The organism is Streptomyces hokutonensis (assembly GCF_000376565.1).
In the GTDB taxonomy this organism is placed as follows: domain Bacteria; phylum Actinomycetota; class Actinomycetes; order Streptomycetales; family Streptomycetaceae; genus Streptomyces; species Streptomyces hokutonensis.
Genome location: NZ_BARG01000100.1, coordinates 31,906 through 48,691 on the forward strand (window position 1 = coordinate 31,906; position 16,786 = coordinate 48,691).

Below are 16,786 nucleotides of genomic sequence, written 5' to 3' on the forward strand. Positions count from 1 at the left end.
GTTACTCAGTCACCTTGACTGGACCCCGAGGACCTCGCGTCATCACCGGGGCCGGGGCACGTTCGGTCTGGTGTCCCGGTTCCTCTGGGCGTCCACTCTGCTTGCGGCGAACATCGCGAGCACGGTGACGTGCAGGGCCGCGGTGACAGAAAATGCGTTGACCGCGGCAATCGCCGTGCGCTCGCTCGCACACGGGATCAGTGCCGCAGCGAGACCGGGATACCGGTGGCGCGCTTCGCTCAGCTGGTCCAAGACATCGTCCGGCTCCCCGCCGACCATGACGACGAGGATCTCGTTCGCACCCTCTTCCAGCGCGCGGGCGAATCCGGCGGATAGCTCATCGCTGTACAGGGCCGCCGTTAGGGCTCGGCGCCGCGGCCCGTCTACGTCGGCACGCGAGTCGGTGCCCGACGGCTCTAGTGAGGTGATTCGGTGCTCGACAACGGTGATTCCCTCACCGAGCACCGCGAGCGGGTCCTCACACCGTTGGGTGTGAAGATGCAGGTGCCACCGACCAGGGCTCAGCGGAATCTCCGCGATGTTCAGTGCCTCCACGTCCGGTGCGGTGTCCAGCAGGCCCAGGGCCGCCTCGTCCGCAAGTACGACAGCCTGCAGTTCGCAGCCGACCTGCGTAGGCACGTGGGTGCCCGACACCGGTGCTGGGAGGAAGGGGAAACCGGGCACGAACAGTGTGCCGGACAGCTTCCCCGGCAGGGCCATGGTCCGAGACAGGGTGTGGAACAAGATACGGGCCGCGAAGGCTCCGGAGTCCTCTTCGGGCGGCTCACCCCGCCATGTGGCATGTAGTGGTACAGGGTACTGGGCCAAGGCCACACGCGCTTCCCGCACGATCCGTGCGGTCGTCCCTTCCGTCGTCAACCCCTTGGACAGTGCTGTCTGAGCGGTCCGAGCGGCTGTGTCGAAGACGGTGAGCATAGTGCCGTCGACGGGATCAGCAAGGCGTTGACGCGCTCGTCGAGCGGCTTCCTCTAAGGCAGGAGCTAGGTGGTCTAAGTCTGCGGCGGATACACCCGCGAGTGATTCACCCAGTCCGGTGAGCCACCGATACGTGATGGTGCTGCTGTTGCCCTCGAAGCCGGTGCTCCCGGCGGCGGCGATTGTGAGCGCGTCCCCGACTGTTGTGTCGTCCGGCACCGTCAGCAACGAACAGGCGAACGTCTCCCAGAAACGCAGCATGTTCCTGCCGGTGTCCTGGTCAGGGGACGGGAACACGTTTAACGCGTCGATCAGGGCTCGGTATTCGCGCAGTTCGCCGTGCGCGGTCCAGGCCCAGCTTCGTAACGCTGACAGGTCCAGCTGTCCCCCGGGCACCGTCGGCCTCCCCCCGCTCGATTATCGCGGGGCAGGCTAGCACTGCGGATAGGAGTCTGAGACCCTCCTTCTCTGCGATGGCCGGTGTTACTGAGCTCGCCGGATTGTTGTCGGGCGCTGAGTGAGGGTGAGTCCGGTGCCGGCGAGACAGCCGTCGATGAGGTCGGGTCGGAGTTGGATATGACGCAGGCCCCGGCGCAGGGTGCGTTCGAGATGCTCGTCGTCGGTGAATGCGGTGTTGGCCAGCGGGCCGCGCCGCAACAGCGACCAGATGCCCTCCACCGGATTCAAGTCCGGTGCGTAGGAGGGCAGTTGCACGATGGTGAGCCAGTCGTGTGCGGCCGCGTACTCCCGCATCCCGGCGGCCCGGTGGACGTTGAGGTTGTCCCAGATCAAGACGATGGGGGCGCCGAGCTGGATGTGGGCGCGGACGACCAGGTCGCGGTAGTCACGCCAGGAGAAGCTGTCACGTCCGGTGCCCTTGTGCTTGCGGTGGCGGTGCGGCCGGTAGATCAGCCGGGATGCCTCGCCCGGCCGGTAACAGCACATGGCCGCGATCGACCAGCGGCGCCAGGACCGGCCCCGCACCCGCACCACGGGCGTATACCCACGACGGCCCCAGGTGCGGGCTCGTGGCGGCGTCATCGAGAACCCTGCCTCGTCCTCGAAGACGACAAAGGCCCCGAGCGCCGCCACAGTCATTCCGCCTGCGGCCACACGTCCTTCTTCCACAGTTCGACCGCATGCTCGTCGCGCTCCATGGCCCGGCGCGCGGGAGACTGCCAGGACCAGCCGTGGCGGTGCAGTAGCCGCCATACCGCCGCCATCGAACAGTCGATCCGGAACCTGAAGGCGATCACGGCTCTGATCCGTGCCAGAGTCCACCGCTGGTCCTCCCAGCCGTGCTCGGCGGGTCCGAGGGCCAACTCCTTCTCCAACTCGGCGAACTGGCCGTCGGACAGCCTGGGCAACTTCGGCGGCCCCGCGGTGGCGAGAGCATCCATCCCGCCCTCCCGCCAGGCACGCCGCCAGCGTTCCACCGACCGCTCGCTCACCCGCAGATCCTTCGCGATCACCGCGTTCTTATCGCCGCGTGTGAACCGTTCGCCCGCCTCGTACCGGATCCGCTCACGAAACTGTCGCCGCTCGGCGGTCAATCCGCCGCCCTGCGTGTACCGCATACCACCGGCCTACCGCAGGGATCAGCACCCGACAACAACCCGAAGAGATCAGTAGTCCGTGTTGCGCTCCGAGCGATCCATGGTGGGTAGATGCTGAAGGTAGAACGTTCGCAGTCTGGCACGCATGTGCTGCGCGTACGGTGCCTTGGGGCCGCCCTGAGGGACGATGCCGAGCAGGTCCTTCAGCTGATTCATCGCTCTGAGCGCTGGCCGTGTGGGCCGCTCACCGGTCTGCTTGCGATCGAAGATGGCGTTGCGCTCCTCGTGGGTGGCTGCGGCTAGCAGGTCGCAGATCTCCGCGGTTCTGGGCGACCTTCTGCGGGCGTACTCCACCGCTTCCTCGTGGCGTTTCGGGTTGCGGACGACGGCAACGAAGGTCTCCTGTTCTGGGACTTGGTCGCCGCCGAACAGAAAGTCGGCACCCGCTTCGGCGAACTCCCATGCCACTTCGCGCTCGCTCCGGGCGAAGTAACTCGTCGCGATGATCAGCAGCTCGGGATTGTGCTTGCGCGCGGTGAGCACTACATCGCGGCCGGGGAAGCGGTCGTAATCGCGGTAGGGCACCCCGGCTTCGGTCGCCCGAGCCTCCCGGCGCGCGCTGGACCGGTCGTCGTGGGCGTCCACCACGAGGCAGTCGTAGCCTCGCCACTGCTCTCCCAGGGCCCTGGCGTCCTCGAAGTCGAGGGTCTCGCAGGATTCCACAGCGAGGTCCGCGGGGTTGTCTCTGCTCTCCAAGAGCCACATTCTCCGGGCGCACCGCATCTCCGCCCGGTCGTCGACGATCAGATAGCGCATGCGTCCTCCTTGGGTGGCCCCACGAGGGTTTGGCGGGGTGGGCGGGCATCGGCGCTGTTCAGTACTTCGGTCGCTTGGTGGAGTCCGGCGGCCAGTCTCTTGATCTTCCTGGCGGCGATGCCGTCCAGACTGTTCGCCTGCGCCGCCAGCCGGGCCAGCCGTGCGTCGAGGTAATCGCGCACGAGCCAGAGCTTCTTCTGCTGCTGCTCCCAGCCCTCCCGTACCGCGTCGTGGCAGGCTTCTTGGGTGAGCCGTTTCTGCTCATCGGTGACACGCGCTCCCATGTCCCGCACCGTCTTGCCAAGCCGGATGCTGCCCACCCCCGCCAGGGCTGACCACACCAGTTCGGCCACGAACGCCGGACCGTCGCCTGGCAGGCGCCGGCTAGCGAGCCAACTCGCGCTGATCACGGCCGTCGTGCTGGCGAGTACGCCCGCCTTGCCTGTGCGGCTCATGTCGGGGAACTGCGACCCCCACAGGTACAGGGCGCCGCACAGGACGTGCAGTCCAGGATGCATGGGCGTGCCGCCGGGGTTGTAGGTGGGGCGTCGCATGGTTTTCGCGCCCGCGACGGCCGCGTACAGACAACTGGGCAGGAGCAGCAGCGTGAGGTCCGCGTTGTGCCGGACGGGCCTGCGTCGCCGTACGTATTCCGCGGAGGCCGCGCTCACCAGGTTGAGGGCGACAGCGGGTGCCATGACGCGCAGGGGTACGCGGGCGTGGCCGGGCGAGCACACCGACAGCTGCCAGGCGCTTTCGACCGCAAGGCCGAGCGTGACCAGTTCCAGCTGCCAGGTGGCTCGGGTGAGGGGCAACTGCACGTCGAACACTCGGTCTATACCGCCCCTGGCCGACTTCTCGTGAACGCTGAGCGACAGGTCCCAGCCTCGGGGCCGTTCCTGCTGTTCGCGGACGAAGACACTCAGTCGGCCGGCTGGCCGCTCGCGGTCCAGGGCCGTGACGAGCTGCTCAACCTGGCCTTCGTCGAGCAGGAGTTGGCCCGTCTCGCTGCCGGGGTCATGAGCCGGCGGACCGTCGGAGAGGAAGATGTCACGGGCCAGTTCTGGGTGCTTGCGGGCCTTCTCGTACTGCCGCAGGGCGATCGCCAGTAGCGCGGGGCTGGGATCCTGCGCCGCCGGACCGGTGATGTCGTCGAGTTTCCGGCGTAGCTCGGCGGCTTCGCGTGACAACCCGGCGTCGTCCTCTGCATCGATCTCATCTAGCACGCCGAACATGGGCGACAGCAGGTCGAGTGCGTGACGGCCTCCGGCCGCGCCGTGCTGGTCGCGGCCGAGGAAGGCCGCTCCTTCGACACCGGCCCGCCGGCGCAGGTGCTCTCTGCGTTCCTGGCGGTTGCGTGCCACCTGTTCACGCAGTCGAAGCGCGATGCCGAGGGAGCATGCAGTCAGCGGCCATGTGAACAGGTCGGCGGCTGAGGTGGGCCGACCGGTCGCTTTCCGGACGATGCTGGCTACAACGGTCGGTGCGGAGAGAGCACCGGCGCCCGCTCGCGGCCCCCCGAGGTAGGTGGCCTCCAACGCGGAGCCTACAGAGGGCAGCAGAGCGGCCGCGATCCCGGCGTCACGGCCGCTGTCCGGATAGACGGCGACCGAGGCTGCGGTGGTCAGCACATCCACAGCCGTCCGCACGGCTCGACCCTTCTTGCTGTCGAAGTGCCCCTGCGCCAGTACCCAACAGTAGGCGGCGTCCGAAACAGCGAGCACTGCAGCGAGGCGCCGGCCGCGCGTGCTGCGCAGCGGCCCGTCCTGGTGCCAGGTTGACCAGGCCAGTACCGCTCCCCGGATCAACAGGTTCATCTCGGGCAGCAGGCGGACCACTTCGGGGCTCGGCTGCCACGGACCGAGCAGGTCTCTCATCACCGTCGGAGCGGCGCTCAGCGAATGCCTCACCGCTCCAGTGTGCCCGGCGAAGTGCGTCAATTCAGCTCCGTTTTGACGCACCCTCCGCGACACGCCGAGGCTTCTCGGGGAGTGCGGCGACGGCGACGGCCGCGACCGCGGCGATGACAGTGATGGAACGGGTCGACGGCCACGGAATGCTCAGCACCGCCACGGACAGCGCGAGGACGGCCCCGGTCGCGCAGCGCTGTGTGTATGCGACCAGGTCTCGTTCGGCGCCGCGGGGGCGCAGGGTGACGAGAGCGGCGGCGGTTACCGTCAGTGTCGCCGTCACCGACACCATTCCGCCGGGCGCGATGTGTTGCCTGCCGGGTCCAGCCGGGAACACCAGGTCCGCGCTGAGGAGCGCGGCGAATCCCACGGCGGCGCAGGCGAGCAGCCGACCGTACGGCAGCCGGTTCGCGGTGCGCAGCCGGGATACCAGGCATCCTAGGAGACAGCCCGTCAGGGTGGTCGCGGCCACGAGGAAGCAGGCGTGGTACCAGCCCTCGTAGGTAAACTCGTGCGGACGCTCCATGAACCAGTTCAGTTGGGGCGCATCGTCGAGCAGCCAACCCGTCTGGGTGGCCACGCCGAGCAACAGACCGACAAGGCCGAGGACGGCTGGGAGGCGCGAGGACTCGCGCGGCGCGGGCAGCGACAGGAGCGAGGCGAGGAGGGTACCCGTCAGCGTGGGCACCATCACAAGGTCGCCGACAGTGGCGCCACGGTAGTCGGGCCATCCCGTCAGCTGCGGGGACCATGCGCTGACACGCCACATGACTGCCTGTGCTCCGAAGCCCGCTCCGGCCACGGCTGCGGACAGGGCAATGGCCTGCCATGGCAACCGGCATCCACGCAAAGCCCGTTCGCCTCCTTCGGGCGGTAGTCTCTGCGTCGCTGATTCCTCGTCCCACGTGTCGTCGGTGTGCACCGTCTCAGTGTCGTGGACCCGTCGGCCACGTGTCGTGGCCCATGTTTCGCGGAAGTCCCAGTGGTGCGCAGATCGAGCGCGTTATTCACGCACCCGGTGGTGTTTCAGTACCCGGGTATCCCTCACACCGGGCGGTACTTCACGGCCCGGTGCGGCACCCGTGGACAGGAATGCCCATGCACCGTCACATCACCCTCGTCGAGGCGGCTTCCGGCGTGGCCGAGCCGACATCCGCTCAGCACCCGCAGCCGTGGCTGCTCGTCACTGGGTTGCTGCTCGGGGCCCTCGTGGGAATCGGCGCCGCTCTACTGCACCGCAACGACGGCGCGACGAAGCCGGCGGCCGTACTGCGCGGGGGCGCAGCCTTCGTCGGAGGCGCCTCACTGAGCCTGGTCTCCCTGCTGAACTGGATCCCGCAGGCCACGGTCCCGCTGCTGCTGAGCGCTGCGGTCGTCTCCGTCGTCTCTGGCATCCTGCATCGGATGAACGGCCAGTCAGTCCCGGAGTCGATCTGGCGCGCGGCTATCGCCTTCACCGGAATCGCCGGATTCGGTCAGCTGATCATCGGCCTCTACGCGACCCCCCTCACGGCCTACGCGCTGACGATGTCGCACTTCCTGCCGCTCCCTGCCTAAACCACGCCTCAGGGCCGCCGACTCCTTCACGGTCTCCACCATGCCCGAAGGCGACGCGCTCAAGGACACCATCACCAAGTACGACCTGCCCGGCGAGATCCGCAGCGGCTTCGTCCACCTCCACGTCATCACCGGACACCTCCACGAAGCCCATATCGGCACCCAATTCGCCCGCGCCTACGCCATCCCCGCCACCTGCCCCCGCGGCGGACGGGAGCAGAAGCGTGAGCAGAAGGGCGAGGGGTACGGCCGGGCCCCATGGGCGGGCCCGACACAGGCCCCGGAGGACGGTCACCGTCAGCCCTGCTGCCAGAAGCTGCTGCGGCGCTCGGCCCAGCCCTGGACCTGCTCGCCGTACCCGCCGGCGAGCGCCTTGTCCCGGATCGCCGTCCTCTTCTCGCTCCGCTGGTCCCCGCTGAGCCCGCTCAACTCCTTGATGTCGTCCCTGAGTTCCTCGGGCAGGGCCTGGTAGCGGCGCCGGGCCTCCTCGGCCCGCACGCGTACGGCGGTGCCGTACTCACCGGCCAGCGCGTCCTGCCAGATCTTCGCCGCCGCCTCCTGTCGCTGCCCGGGCTTCATGGCGCGCAGCTTCCGCAGGTCGGCGCGGAGTTCCGGCGGCATCCAGGCGGGGAGAGGACGCTGGTCGGTGGCGGCGAAGCCGACGGCGTCGGCCAGTCCGACCGTCGACGTGCTCACGGCAGCCGAGGTGGTGTCGGCCGGCCCGGCGGACGAGGCGCCTGCCCATACCAGTCCGGCCACAGCAGCGGCGGCGACGGTCAGTGCGGTGGTCCGGGTCCTGCGTGCTGCGGCGGTACCGATGCGGTTCACGATGTCCTCCCTTTGCTTTCGGTCTCGGCCCCAGCCTGGCCGGGGCGTACGAGTGGGAGGTTCGGCGAATGTTCGGGGTGTGTAAGAAGCTGTTGATGCCCCTATGGATGTCAACTTGCCGTTCCGTTGGGCTCTGCAGGGCATGCGGCTGTCCTGATGGGGGCGATAAGTCGGTAGATTTCGCGTGCGACGTATCGCTTCAGGCACCTGATGATCTCTCGGCGGGTTTTGCCCTCCGCGAGGCGTCGCCGCAGGTAGTCCTGGGTCCGGTCGTCCCAGCGCAGGCGGCTGAGGACGATCCGGTAGAGGGCCGCGTTGGCCTGGCGGTCACCGCCACGGTTGAGACGGCGTCGTTGGGTCTTGCCGGAGGATGCCTCGACGGGGCTGGTGCCGCACAAGGCGGCGAAGGACGCCTCGCTGCTGAGGCGATCGGGGTTGTCGCCGGCCGAGATCAGCAGGGCGGCGGCACTGTCCGGGCCGACGCCGTGAGTGTCGGGCAGGCCGGGGAAGTTTGCTTCGACTCCCGCGGCTATCCGCTTGTTCAGGTCGTCGATCTCCCTGGTCAGGTGCTGGATGCGGCCAGCAAGAAGTTTCAGAACGTGCCGGGCGGTGCCCGCCGGACCGCATTCTTGCGAGTCGTCCAGCTCGGCGCACCGCTTGAACAGGTGAGGGTTGCTCAGCCCTGCCAGCGACTCGCGCAAGGCGGTGTCGGCCGAGACCAGGACGCTTTTGAGCTGGTTGATGGCCTGGGTCCGGGACTTGATCGCGGACGCTTTCGCGAGCTTGAGCAGCCGCAGCTCTTCGACCGGGCCGTCGCTCGTCTTCGCGGTCGCGGTCGCGCGACCGGACAGCACGGCGCGGGCCGCGGCTTCCGCGTCGACGGCGTCGGTCTTGCCGCGTCGTCGGCGCGCTGCCTTGTCAGGCTGGTTGACCTCGGTCACCTCGATGCCCTCGGTGCGCAGGTAACGGGCGAGCGCGGCGCCGTAGGAGCCGGTGCACTCCACCCCTGCCCGGTGCAGGGCGCCGAACGAGCGTGCCCAGGAGACAAGTTGGTGATAGCCCTCGGTGGTGGCCGGGAAGCTGCGGCCGTCCAATGCGGCGCCGAGGACGGTGACGATGGCTGCCGCGTGGAAGTCCTTATGGGTGTCGACGCCGAGCAGGACCTCCTCCGCGGCGTCGGCCGGGACGTGACACGGGGCTGTGGGCTGCTTGATGCTGGGCAAGGTCGCCTGTCTCCTGATCGCCTCGGAACCGGTGGCCGTCGTCGGGCAGGGGAGGTCAAGACTGTGACGGTGCCTGTCGCGAAGGCCCCTATCGGGACACGTCCCCTGCCCGGCGGCGGCAGGTACCGCTCCGCGCGGTGGCCGACAGATCAACAGCAGGGCACCAAAGCCAGTCTTTCCGCGGGTCAGGCCATCGCTCGAAGCGGTACCAGATCATCCTCACAGTCTTTCCGGACTTGAGGACTGCGTTTCCGCTGGTCAGGCATAGGGTCGGCGATCCCGTGGGAGTTGTGGCCTGTCGTGCTGTCGCTGCCCGGGAGGTCGTGGATGCCGTCGGTGGTTGGTCTGCTGGAACAGCGTGAGCTGGGTGCTCGTCGTCGTGTTGACGAGCTGCGGGAGGAAGCCGACCGTGTCGAGGCCGAGTTGGCCGTGGCCGAGCGGGAATGGAGGGAGTGTGCCATCGCCTGCTCGCGGGTCGGCGAGGTGCTGGCCCCCGTGGACGAGAGCGGGCAGGACCACGCCCGGGCCGAGGGGACCGCGCCAGCCGGGGAGCAGACCGGAAAGACGCCGCAGGTGCCGGAGGCAGCGAAGACGAAGTCGCAGGTTCCGATGTGGTGTGAGGGGCTGGCCTGGTCGGTGCTGTCGGTGGACTACCAGCGCATCCTCATGACGCTCGCGGACCGGGAACGGCTCCATCAAGGGCCGCTGACCTGCCAGGAGATGGCTGCGGCGTTCGGCATGGACGTGGTGCCGGCACGGGTGGAGGCGTTGCGGTCGAAGGCGAAGCGCCTGGTCGCGCGGGGCTGGCTGGCCGAGGGGCAGCCGGGCCGGTTCACGCTGGCTGGGGGTGTGGCCGGGCGAGGCGGCGGGTCATGAGCAGAGTCATCGACCAGTAGATCATCGCCTCGGCGCTGGTGGTGCGGCGTTCGTAGTCGCGGGCCAGGCGGCGGGTGCGCATCAGGTGGGCGAAGAGGCGCTCGACGATCCACCGCTTGGGCAGGACCACGAAGCCGTGCATGTCGTCGCTGCGTTTGACGATCGCCAGGACCAGCGCGAGCGCGGTGAGGCAGTGCTCGACGAGGGGGCCGGTGTAGCCGCCGTCGGCCCAGACCAGCTCCAACCGGTGGTGTGCGTCGGCAACCTGCCCGAGCAGGACCTGGGCGGCGGCGCGGTCGCCGATGTCCGCGGCGGTGACCATCACCCCCAGCAGCAGACCGAGGGTGTCGACCACGACGTGCCGCTTGCGGCCGTTGACCAGTTTGCCGCCGTCGAAGCCGCGGCTGTCGGAGCCGACGACGGCGTCCGCCTTGACGGACTGAGAGTCGATCACCCCGGCTGTCAGCTCCGTGTCGCGTCCGTTCCTCTCGCGGATCCTCGATCGCAGCCGGTCGTGGAACTCCCTGACCAGAGCGTGGTCGCGCCAGCGGCGGAAGAACGCATAGACCCGGTCCCACGGCGGGAAGTCGCCGGGCATCGCCCGCCACTTGATGCCGTTGTCGACCAGGTAGCGGATCGCATCAAGTATCGCCCGGTGGCAGTACGTCTCCGGCTGTCCGCCCCGGCCGCGCAGCCAGCCCGGCACCGGCAGCAGCGGCCGGGCCACGGCCCACTCCGTGTCCGTCATGTCCGAGGGATACTGCCGAACACGTTCCGGGTGATCGGCCGCGTTTCCGAACCGGTGAGCGACACAATCACACGTCGGTGCAGCCGAGTTGAACTCCACCGGCGTGAGCACGTAGAACTGCGGCAACAGGGTCTCCTGGATCTCGGTTGGCTTCGCAACCCCGAGCTACCGAGAGGCCCTGTCTTCATGCCCGCAGCCGGCGCCAACCACCCGATCGAGACTCCCGTTCGACGCACACCCCTCAAGATCGGAACGACAACAGCTACTGATCTACGGCATTGTCACCGACCTCAGCCGCCACCCCGATGACGAGACCGGCCGGGTAGGCGTCCAGACCCTGATCAACCGCCGTGTCAGAACCGTATGGATGGACCTGCGCGACACCGACTACCACGCGGCGGTCCACTGCCACGACGCCGGAATCCCCGTCCGCGTCCAGGGCGCGCTCACCAGCCCGCCGGGCGGCCACGCCACCATGGAGGTGGACGACTTCGGACCTGACCCCTCGCTGACCGCGGATCAGGTGCAAGGAGCCTGAACACCGCCGCATAGCGGATCTCGGCACCCCGGACCAGGGGCTCAGACCTTCCGCACCTCTTCCACGGCTTCCGAGAGGGCCTGCCGAGTTGGCTGTTGGTGCTGCGCCCAGCGAACCGTTCAAACGGGCGGCGGGCCGCCGTTTGGTCGGCGGCCCGCGTGCCCCTTCCGGGCGGCTCCCCCGCAGCCGCTGGAGCACTCCCTCCAGGCGGCCGGAGGCGTTGACCACTCCGGCCTCGAAGTTGCCCCGAGGGACAGGCCGGGCTGTCGGCGGCTTCCCCGCGGGTGAGGAAGACAAGCCCGGCGCTTGTGGGTTGCGCCGCAGGCTCGCTCTACTGCGGGATGGTCCCTCGCGACACGTCCACAGGACACCGGAGGGCTGCTCTCAACCTAGAACGCGTACACAGAATCAACTCCCGGCATTCCGGAACTGTTACGCAAACCGACCTCGGGCGCGGCTCAGCCCACACGCGGATCCCTACCATCCATGCGACATCAAAGCCATCGGTGCTGAATGTCGAACGACTTCCGACTGCGGCTCCAGGCCACTTCTTGGATCCCAAAGACACGCACCCTGCACCCCGTGGACTCGCCCTGGTGGTGCCTGCCAACATGAGGGAACAAGGTTTTCGGTACTGCTCACCGCGTATTCGCCGAACCAAAGCGGAGAGGCTTGCTGATCGCGATGAATCACCCAGACCGAGGGTGGACGTTCCTGACCAGTCACGCCCGAGTGCTGATGGCCATCGCCCGGGACCCGACCGCTCGGCTGCGAACCCTCGCCGCTACCTGTCAGATCACCGAACGAGCGGTCCAGGCCATCGTTGCCGACCTCGAACGGGCCGGCTATCTGCACCGGCAACGCGCCGGGCGACGTAACCAGTACGCCCTCAGCCTCGACCGGCCGTTCCGGCACCCTGCGGAGGATGGCCTCGTCGTCCGCGACCTCGTTGAACTCGCCCTGGACCGTGCGGCTCAGTCGGCGACGGCCTCTGCGTCGGTGACGGTCTCATAGACCCGCAGGATCTGATCCACCCCTGTCATCTGGAGAATCCGCCGTAACGGGTCGGGCACACACGCCAGTACCAGTACGGCTCCGCTGTCGTCCGCCTGCCGCCAGGCTCCAAGCAGCATGCTCAGCCCGGCTGAGTCACAGAACGAGACACCGGACAGGTCCAGCACGATGAAGCGGTCGCCCCGCGAGAGCAGTTCCTTCAACTGCGGGCGGAACACCACGTCGGTCACGTAATCCATTTCGCCACTGACCCGCGCTACCAGGCAGCGGCCGGATGTGATCGTCTCGACCGAGGGGCCGGCCACAGCACTCTCCCAACCGTCCTGTCAGGACACACCGGCGGAATGCACGAAAGGAGCCTACGGCTTCATGCCCGACCCAGGCGCCCTGCCCAGCATTCCACCCCTGATGGACACGCTCACCGCAACAATCAGCCCGCCGCACACGAAACAGAACGCAGCCCGAACCGGGCTGTTCCATCGCCCCGGCGCCAGCCAGATTCGCCCGAAGGGACGGCTTATCAGAGTCTGCTCGATTTTGCATGTTCCTTGTTTCTAGGGTGGCTGCGCGTTACCCGAGTCCCCGGTGACGGTCCCACGACCCACTTCCGGACTCTGGGGGTCTCACCTGAGGAACAGACATGGGCATCAACGACGGGCACTCTGACTCCGCCCCGCCCCGAGACAACTCACTGGCGGACCACCTCCCGCCCCCCCAGGCCGGCACACGAGAAGTTGCCTCGACCGCGGTGTCACCGCGTTCGAGCTCCGCGCAGTCATCGCCCTGAGCAACATCACTGAGATCCATGCGCATACCGACGCTGTGACCGCCCGGCACGGTGTCCGCGTCATCGTGGATCTGCGACCGGTGGAGATCCTTTACTGCTGCACCCGCGGTCTGCTCTGCCGGACCCGACGCAGGGTCCCGGAACGCGACGGCCACCCCCTACTGGGGCCGGGAAATAGTGCGGAGCCGCGAGATGGCCCGCTGCAGATCGCCGAAGGCGCGTTCTTCCTCTCGCGGGCCGACCCGGGATGCGGTAAGGACACTGTCACGCGCCGCACGGACACGGGTATAGGCGTCGAAGCAGGTGATAACTTCCTGGACCGCAAGCTCCTGCGGGGTGGAAGGCGGCGAAGAGGAGGGACCGTTTGGGGATGACATCGCCAGGCTCTTGTCTCGTTGCAAAGTTACGGGGTGGGCAGAAGTGGTGCGTCCAGGAGGCGCTGTAAGCCCAGCGTGCGAAGAACACGCGGGCTGTGGGGCGGGGCATGGGCGATGGAGGAGCGTGTTCCGGACCGGCGCCCGACGGCTGCGGAAGCCGGCAACACCGCGCACCTCCGGGGCGGGGCAGGTGCCCTTGCCGAGGTCTGCTTCCCACTGGGAACCCGAGGAAGACCCTCAGGAGTTTCCTCCGGACGCGGGGCGCTCTGCTGGAGGTCAGCTCTCCCCGAAGCCGGACGACAGTCCGATCACGATGGCGGAGCGGGAGCGGCACGGCAAGCCTTCCGGGCGCGACAGATACGTCGCCGACCAGACTTCCCGGCACACCACCCACCAATGAACGCGAGATGAGCTGCCACCACAGTACGCGCCGGCACGGTGACCAGCTCAGTGTGATCTGCCGCGTCCATCGTTCAGGCATCATGCCGACGCAACCCGCAGACCAACCGCACGTACAACACGTTCCACACCCGACTACCGCACATCCACGCGGCATCGAATCTCATCGCTGCTGACCTTCAAATGGGTCACCGAATGACTCCCGAGTCAGCGCGAAACGACTCCCAGAGAGAAGCGACTGCTACAGCCACGCGCGGAAGCGGCCTCTCGCTGGGCGTGCACGCGCTGACGTACCGGCTGGAGCGCATCCACCAAATCACCCACGCCAACCCCGCCGACCCGGCCCATCACCGTCAGGGCGTACAGCGCCACGCTCGACACCAGCTCGGCAGCACAACCGACCAGGGTGCCGGGGACTTCACCGGGCACGAAGCCCAACCAGCCTTATCCGCCGACGAGTACGGCGACCGTGGCCGCGAGCAAGGGCCAGGCTCCCCCATTGATCCGCGTCCGGATGCGCCAGGTCCTGCCGGGCCGGGGATCCCAGGGCCACACGGGCTGGCTCCTGTAGGGGAGTTGGTGCCGGAGATATGCCATCCGACCGTCCCCCTCCCACGCCTGGCTCACGCTGTGGAGGAATCCTTCCCCGCGCTCGACGCCGGAACCCACGGACCACCGCCGGGAACTCCGGGCTCCGCTCGGCCGACTACTGCACCGATGGTCCCTGCCTGAACACGCGCACTCACGGGTGCGTATCCCATCAAAAGCCCTCAAGGAACCGGGAGTTCCTCATGACCCAGAAGCAGTACAACGTCACCGGCATGACCTGCGAACACTGCGCGGCGAGTGTCAGAGAAGAGGTGTCCGAGGTGGCGGGCGTGAGCGAGGTCATGGTCGACATCGCCGCGAACTCCGTCACCGTGCACGGCACGGACCTCGACGACGCGCGGCTTCGCGCGGCCATCGTCGAGGCCGGGTACTCCGTCGCCGACTCGGTCGCCGCCTGACCGACCGGCCGAGCCGGCGTCCGGGCAGGACGACACCACCCGTCGTCCTGCCCGTCCCGGCTCACACGCCGGTCTCCAGCGCCTCGGTCAACTCCGCGTCAGGGGGCGCCTGATGGTCAAGGGCGATCACCGGTGAGCGGGCGGTCGATCACAGCCGTCCGCGCGTCGAACGCAACTGCCATCAGGGCATGGGTGAGCACCTCGCACAGCCCTCCGGAGGCGAGCGCGAGCAGCCCGGCCTGGTGGCGGATGTCGAGGTGGTTGGTCGGCTCGTCCAGGACCAGGACGTCCGGGTGCTGCGCGAACGCCCGGGTCAGCAGCACGCTGTTGGCGTTCATCACCGGGCAGGGCCGTGAAGTGGCGTCCTCGACCGCGAAGGCTGGCCCGTGCGGGATGCGCCCCGCCGCGACGGCCTCGCACGGTCAACTCGAAGTCACTCTCCCGCCTTTGCGGCAGAGGTGCCACATGCCGGGCCGACCAGGCCGGTGGTCCCGCCCTCGGCCACCGTCAGGTGCGCACCCGCCACGCCTACGTCCGACAACACAGCGGAGCCGGGACACCGAGCAGCGAGGTCACCACGCCAACGGGCAACTCCCTCGCGTCCATCGCCGTACGGCAGACGATGTCGATCTCCATCAGCACGGCTCCGAGGAGCCCGGAGAGGGGCAGCGGTCGGCGGTAGCAAACCGGATGCCGACGTACCGGCTCGTCGGCGAACCCCCCGCACCCTGCATCACCATCCCACTCCCAACTCGGATGTTTACAGGGTCAATTACTCAGATCGCCGCAACGGCGGGTTCGTCCTCCTCGGCCAGCAGGTCGGTCAAGGTGGCCCGGGCACGTGCCACGCGGGAGCGGACCGTGCCGATCGGGCAGTCGCTCGCCTCGGCCGCCTCCGCGTAGGGCAGGCCCAGCATCTGGGTGAGGATGAAGGCTTCGCGGCGCTCGTCCGGCAGCGAGGCCAGCAGGTCGAGCAGCGCCACGCCGTCGTCGAAGCCGGGCAGGTCGATCGGCTGAGCCAGCTCGATCGCCAGCTGCCAGTCCGGTACGTCGGACAGGCGGGGTCTGGCGGCGGCGTACCGGTAGCTGTCGATGACGGCCCGGCGGGCGATCGACAGCAGCCAGGTGCGCGCCGAGGAGCGGCCCTCGAAGCGATGCAGGCTGCCGAGCGCGCGCAGGAAGGTGTCCTGTGTCAGGTCGTCAGCGGCCTGTGGATCGCCGCAGAGATGGGCCACGTACCGCTGGACGTCGCGTTGCAGGGCCCGGACGAAGTGCTCGACCGCGTCCGCGTCACCGCTCCGTGCGGCCAGCGCCCACGCGGTGATCGCCTCGTCGGGAGATGCCGACTTCGTATCGCCTTTGCCGCGCGCAGCGGGCAGGGCAGGAGTGATCACCTGGAGTCCTTCTCGGTCATCCGTGATCCGGACCGAGGCACGCGGAATCGCGGGCGGTCCGGTGAGTGGGGTGAGACAGCCCTACGGCGCTTGCGCGGACGTACGGCCGTGGGCCGGGGCACGCCTCACGGGCCGCCTCGGGATACCGGCTGTCCTCAGACGACAGCGGTCCGCGGAGGCGGCCCCCGAGAGGTGATCGCGTGGACCAGGAGGAGACGACGCGGCGCCCGGTCCGACGAGAGGCGGCGCGCGCGAAGGCGCGGTCGGTTCGGAGGCACGGGTAGGGCGAGCAGCAGTCGTAGCGGAGACAGCAGCCGACCGGCCATGGCGCGCAGGATGCGGAACGCGGCCTTCTCGCCATGGGCCAGCCAGAGCCCGCACAGCAGCGCGGCGAGCAAGTGAGCGAGGAGCATGCCGGTCGAGGGCGTGTCACCGGCCGACGAGCCCGCCGTGGGCATGGTGTCCATGTGCCCCATGTCCATGGAGCCCGTCCGCATCGAGCCCATGTTCATGTTCGTGGCGGCCGTTGAACCCGACGCCGACTGGGCGAGCGAGAACGCCGAGTGGAGCACCGCCTGGGTGGCGAGCACGACCGTCACGATCAGCGGTAGCCCGCGCTCACGGCCCGTCAGGCACCAGCCCGTGGCACCGGCAGCGACGAGCCCGGCGGCCAGTGCACACGCGGGCACGTCGTTCCCGGACATCATGACGTGACCGAGGGAAGCGAGCACCACGCAGACGGCCGCGAACACCGCAGACCGTAACGCGCGAGAACACCACCCTGGCCTCATGGCGCCTCATCCTGGCACCGGGGCATCGC

Annotated in this window: 17 protein-coding genes and 1 pseudogene; 5 read left to right on the forward strand and 13 right to left on the reverse strand. The window is 68.5% G+C overall.

The genetic code is table 11. The features are described from left to right. Positions 1–42: 42 nt before the first annotated feature. The 5 genes from SSP08S_RS48920 to SSP08S_RS48950 all read right to left on the reverse strand — a co-directional run bounded on the left by SSP08S_RS48920 (position 43) and on the right by SSP08S_RS48950 (position 6,140). Positions 43–1,332: a DAK2 domain-containing protein gene (locus tag SSP08S_RS48920; protein WP_019074984.1), complete on the reverse strand. Its 1,290-nt coding sequence runs from the start codon at positions 1,330–1,332 to the stop codon at positions 43–45. A gap of 87 nt (positions 1,333–1,419) precedes the next feature. After that, positions 1,420–2,513 (reverse strand): IS630 family transposase gene (locus SSP08S_RS64845; RefSeq protein ID WP_439654608.1). Its coding sequence is split into 2 segments (ribosomal slippage): positions 1,420–2,064 and positions 2,067–2,513, totalling 1,092 coding nucleotides; the frame shifts between segments, so codons are not numbered across the junction. A gap of 48 nt (positions 2,514–2,561) precedes the next feature. Then, entirely contained in the window at positions 2,562–3,308 is a 747-nt protein-coding gene (locus tag SSP08S_RS48940; protein WP_019074987.1) for a hypothetical protein, read from the reverse strand. Next, positions 3,296–5,218, reverse strand: coding sequence for a hypothetical protein (locus SSP08S_RS48945; RefSeq protein ID WP_158697329.1), 1,923 nt, complete (start codon positions 5,216–5,218; stop codon positions 3,296–3,298). The genes SSP08S_RS48940 and SSP08S_RS48945 overlap by 13 nt, the downstream gene beginning before the upstream one ends. A 31-nt stretch (positions 5,219–5,249) precedes the next feature. Further along, on the reverse strand, positions 5,250–6,140 hold the full coding sequence (locus tag SSP08S_RS48950) for a hypothetical protein (RefSeq protein ID WP_158697330.1): 891 nt from the start codon (positions 6,138–6,140) through the stop codon (positions 5,250–5,252). A gap of 176 nt (positions 6,141–6,316) precedes the next feature. Here SSP08S_RS48950 and SSP08S_RS57585 point away from each other — a divergent pair, with 176 nt between their 5' ends. Continuing rightward, positions 6,317–6,775: a hypothetical protein gene (locus SSP08S_RS57585; protein ID WP_019074990.1), complete on the forward strand. Its 459-nt coding sequence runs from the start codon at positions 6,317–6,319 to the stop codon at positions 6,773–6,775. A 297-nt stretch (positions 6,776–7,072) separates the two neighbouring features. Here the strand turns inward: SSP08S_RS57585 and SSP08S_RS62250 are convergent, their stop codons facing one another. Next, complete coding sequence (locus tag SSP08S_RS62250; RefSeq protein WP_019074991.1) at positions 7,073–7,603, reverse strand: hypothetical protein; 531 nt, start codon at positions 7,601–7,603, stop codon at positions 7,073–7,075. Between the two features lie 110 nt (positions 7,604–7,713). Next, entirely contained in the window at positions 7,714–8,826 is a 1,113-nt protein-coding gene (locus SSP08S_RS57590; protein ID WP_019074992.1) for an IS110 family RNA-guided transposase, read from the reverse strand. Between the two features lie 327 nt (positions 8,827–9,153). Between SSP08S_RS57590 and SSP08S_RS48970 the strand changes: the two genes are divergently transcribed. Then, positions 9,154–9,702 (forward strand): hypothetical protein, encoded by a 549-nt coding sequence (locus SSP08S_RS48970; RefSeq protein ID WP_026179477.1) that lies wholly within the window; start codon positions 9,154–9,156, stop codon positions 9,700–9,702. Here SSP08S_RS48970 and SSP08S_RS48975 read toward each other — a convergent pair. Next, positions 9,659–10,450, reverse strand: a complete 792-nt coding sequence (locus tag SSP08S_RS48975) for an IS5 family transposase (RefSeq protein ID WP_078532818.1) — start codon at positions 10,448–10,450, stop codon at positions 9,659–9,661. The genes SSP08S_RS48970 and SSP08S_RS48975 overlap by 44 nt on opposite strands. A 367-nt stretch (positions 10,451–10,817) precedes the next feature. Here SSP08S_RS48975 and SSP08S_RS63980 point away from each other — a divergent pair, with 367 nt between their 5' ends. After that, entirely contained in the window at positions 10,818–10,988 is a 171-nt protein-coding gene (locus SSP08S_RS63980; RefSeq protein WP_019074995.1) for a hypothetical protein, read from the forward strand. A gap of 684 nt (positions 10,989–11,672) precedes the next feature. Continuing rightward, positions 11,673–12,002: a MarR family transcriptional regulator gene (locus tag SSP08S_RS48985; RefSeq protein WP_078532819.1), complete on the forward strand. Its 330-nt coding sequence runs from the start codon at positions 11,673–11,675 to the stop codon at positions 12,000–12,002. On the opposite strand, the gene SSP08S_RS48990 is transcribed toward SSP08S_RS48985, so the two are convergent. Then, positions 11,963–12,307 carry an STAS domain-containing protein gene (locus SSP08S_RS48990; RefSeq protein WP_019074996.1) on the reverse strand — a complete coding sequence of 115 codons (345 nt, stop codon included), beginning with the start codon at positions 12,305–12,307 and terminating at the stop codon, positions 11,963–11,965. The genes SSP08S_RS48985 and SSP08S_RS48990 overlap by 40 nt on opposite strands. 2,049 nt (positions 12,308–14,356) lie before the next feature. On the opposite strand from SSP08S_RS48990, the gene SSP08S_RS49000 reads away from it, so the two are divergent. After that, complete coding sequence (locus SSP08S_RS49000) at positions 14,357–14,572, forward strand: heavy-metal-associated domain-containing protein (protein WP_019074998.1); 216 nt, start codon at positions 14,357–14,359, stop codon at positions 14,570–14,572. Between the two features lie 116 nt (positions 14,573–14,688). On the opposite strand, the gene SSP08S_RS64690 is transcribed toward SSP08S_RS49000, so the two are convergent. From SSP08S_RS64690 to SSP08S_RS49020, 4 genes and pseudogenes are all read right to left on the reverse strand, one after another. Continuing rightward, positions 14,689–14,910, reverse strand: a complete 222-nt coding sequence (locus SSP08S_RS64690) for an ATP-binding cassette domain-containing protein (RefSeq protein ID WP_019074999.1) — start codon at positions 14,908–14,910, stop codon at positions 14,689–14,691. A gap of 190 nt (positions 14,911–15,100) precedes the next feature. Then, positions 15,101–15,253, reverse strand: a pseudogene (locus SSP08S_RS62755) (iron chelate uptake ABC transporter family permease subunit); the annotation flags it as partial. A gap of 95 nt (positions 15,254–15,348) precedes the next feature. Next, entirely contained in the window at positions 15,349–15,966 is a 618-nt protein-coding gene (locus tag SSP08S_RS49015; protein ID WP_019075001.1) for a sigma-70 family RNA polymerase sigma factor, read from the reverse strand. Positions 15,967–16,121: 155 nt separating this feature from the next. Then, positions 16,122–16,757, reverse strand: a complete 636-nt coding sequence (locus SSP08S_RS49020; RefSeq protein WP_026179481.1) for a hypothetical protein — start codon at positions 16,755–16,757, stop codon at positions 16,122–16,124. Positions 16,758–16,786: the final 29 nt, after the last annotated feature.